This is a genomic window from Desulfobotulus sp. (genome assembly GCF_034006065.1).
In the GTDB taxonomy this organism is placed as follows: domain Bacteria; phylum Desulfobacterota; class Desulfobacteria; order Desulfobacterales; family ASO4-4; genus Desulfobotulus.
Map to the genome: position 1 here is coordinate 1 of NZ_JAVETM010000118.1, position 2,635 is coordinate 2,635.

The 2,635-nt window shown below is 54.3% G+C and carries 3 protein-coding genes; all 3 read right to left on the bottom strand.

Going from position 1 to position 2,635, the window contains the following annotated elements:
- On the bottom strand, positions 1 to 532 hold a 532-nt coding region (locus tag RBR60_RS16705; RefSeq protein WP_320358923.1), incomplete at its 3' end, for a lipopolysaccharide biosynthesis protein.
- A gap of 173 nt (positions 533 to 705) precedes the next feature.
- Positions 706 to 1,494 carry a hypothetical protein gene (locus RBR60_RS16710; protein ID WP_320358925.1) on the bottom strand — a complete coding sequence of 263 codons (789 nt, stop codon included), beginning with the start codon at positions 1,492 to 1,494 and terminating at the stop codon, positions 706 to 708.
- 6 nt (positions 1,495 to 1,500) lie between these two features.
- Positions 1,501 to 2,382: a glucose-1-phosphate thymidylyltransferase RfbA gene (gene rfbA, locus RBR60_RS16715; RefSeq protein ID WP_320358927.1), complete on the bottom strand. Its 882-nt coding sequence runs from the start codon at positions 2,380 to 2,382 to the stop codon at positions 1,501 to 1,503.
- Between the last annotated feature and the right edge of the window lie 253 nt (positions 2,383 to 2,635).

A 2,635-nucleotide genomic window follows, 5' to 3' on the forward strand; every position in this document is an offset into this window, starting at 1 on the left:
CTCTGGCCAGGCTGGAGATGCCCATGATCTGGCCGAGAAGCTGCCCGGAAACCATGCCGACAGCCCCCGCACCCATGAAACCGGCCCCAAGCTGCACGCTCACATTGGTGCAGCTCTGGAGAATACGGGTTTTGCCGATGCGGGTATAATCCCGGTTTCGGATGGCCCAGTAGTTGAACGCCTTGTAAGAGCCGACAAAAAGAAGGCCGGGAGGAAGCAGCCAGAGACATGTGGCGAGTCCTGGCGCGCCTGTCCAGCGGACAATGGGATCATGGAGCAAAAGGACCGTGAAAAAGGCGAGGATGGCTACGATGGCATTGATGATCAGGGCAAGCACGAGCAGGTGTCTGGCATTGAGATCCCGTGGCGGCAGGGGAATGGCGATTTCGTATCGAAGGCTTGAAATGACCGCCACAACGGAAATCATGGCCCAGAAAACTCCGAAAACACCAAAGTCATCCGGGGCATAAAGCCTTGTCAGCAGGGGGGTGGCAGCAATGAGGAGGAGCTGACCGGCTGCTGTGGAAGCCATCAGTGTCAGGATGTTTTTTAAAAAATTCGGTAAAGAGAAAAACTTTTTCAAAATCAGCTTTCACGGAGTCCCATGGCCAGGCATTTTTTCTCGGTACGCGCACCGGCTTCCAGGGAAGTTCTGTGGGCGTTTTTTGTGTACAGAAATACGAATTCGGGTGCCTTAGCGCCTTTTCAGGGAAGGGGCTGGGTGGCCTTTTCATGCTCCAGGGCAATCTGAATCTGTTTGCGCAGTTCAATGCAGAAAGGAGCCATCACACCGGCTCCAAAGGAGATGAGGCATAAAAGGATCCACTTTTTTTTCCGACTGACCCGGACAAGGCTCCGGGAGGCCTGTTGCAGGGTTTCTCCGGGACGCAGTTCTGCCATCTGGTTTTCCGCCTGCCATATTTTATCCATATAGCGCACGGCAAGCACTTCTGAGCCGGGGTTGGTTTCATGGAGCCGTGTGAGGGCTTCGCGGGCTTCCTGGACCTGACGCTGGAGCAGGGCTTTTTTGTTTTCAAGGAAGAGCGTGTCATTTTCAAAGGTGTTCTGGATGATGGTTTCATGCAGCTTTTGGATGGTGGCTGCGTGTTTTTCACTGGACACGGAATGCAGGAATAAAAGACCGGATTCCTGGGAGCTGGTCACATCCAGGGTAAAGGGCAGTTTTCTGAGTCCCTGGGCTTCAAGCAGGTTCCGGACGATCTTGTCTGCGTAGTGCTGCCGGATGAAATCTTCCGTTCCCTTCAGAGGAAGGACTGTTTTTCCGGGGGCGAGTTCTGCGGCCTTGTAAATGGTGGCATAGGCATACCGATCTCCCTGGTAGTAAATCAGGAAAAGCAAGGGAAGAAAGGTGACGAGGAAGGCTGCCACAGCCCACCGCCAATGCAGGGCGAGGGTTTTGGCAATGCTGACCACGGAAATCATGTCGCCCCGGTCGTAGGGGTTTCCGGGTGTCAGGGAGAGGGGATGGTTCATGATGGTCTATAACCTTTCTTCCAGCAGACGCAGCAGGTATTGGCCGTATCCGGTTTTCTTGAGACCTTCGGCGTGCTGCTGGAGGGTCTCGGCGCTGAGCCAACCCTTGCGGAAGGCGATTTCTTCAAGGCAGGCGATTTTCAGCCCCTGGCGCTGTTCGATGGTATGGACAAACTGTCCTGCTTCCAGAAGGGATTCATGGGTTCCCGTATCCAGCCAGGCAAACCCCCGCCCCAGGAGTTCAACGGAAAGGGTTTGATCTTCCAGATAAAAACGATTCACATCCGTTATTTCAAGCTCTCCCCTGGCAGAGGGTCGTATGGATCTGGCCACATCCACGACGCGGTTATCATAAAAATAAAGACCTGTCACGGCATAACTGGATTTGGGTTGAGGGGGTTTTTCCTCAATGTCCACCACCTGGCCCTGGGGATCAAAGGCAATAACCCCGAAACGCTGGGGATCGGATACGTGATAACCGAAAATGGTGGCTCCGTGGTTCCTTTCGGATGCGGTTTTAAGTTTGGGGGAAAAATGCTGACCATAGAAGATGTTGTCCCCCAGGATGAGGCAGCAGGGATGACTGCCGATAAAGTCTTTTCCGATGATAAAGGCCTGGGCCAGTCCGTCCGGAGACGGCTGAACCGCATAGTCCAGGCGGATGCCAAAACGGGAGCCATCCCCCAAGAGTTTTCTGTATGCAGGCAGATCCTCAGGGGTTGAAATCACAAGGATGTCCCGGATTTCCGCAAGCATGAGTACGGAAAGGGGATAATAGATCATGGGTTTGTCATAGATGGGCAGGAGCTGCTTGGAAACACCCAGGGTAATGGGATGCAGGCGTGTACCGGATCCTCCGGCGAGAATAATACCTTTTCGCAGAATCATAAAAATGCTTCCTGTGGCCTGCGGCGGCTAGGCTTGGGGTATTCCGGGCCTGGCAGACTGGAGAAGGGCGTGGAAAATTTTGTATCCATGGGAAAACAGAGCCTTTTTACCGGGCGTCCGGAGGAAGGGGCGGCCCTGTGAGGGGATAAATTTCCTGGATATAGCGGATAAAGGCCTGGCAAAGGGGCGAAGGGGTGCGGTCCTTGTGCCGGGTGAGGTAGAAGTTGCGCCGCAGATCGGCACCCTCCACCTT

What these genes read in the sequence shown, in the direction of transcription:
- rfbA (WP_320358927.1), bottom strand. Translation starts at nt 2,382, where the DNA reads ATGATTCTGCGAAAAGGTATTATTCTCGCCGGAGGATCCGGTACACGC.
- RBR60_RS16710 (WP_320358925.1), bottom strand. Translation starts at nt 1,494, where the DNA reads ATGAACCATCCCCTCTCCCTGACACCCGGAAACCCCTACGACCGGGGC.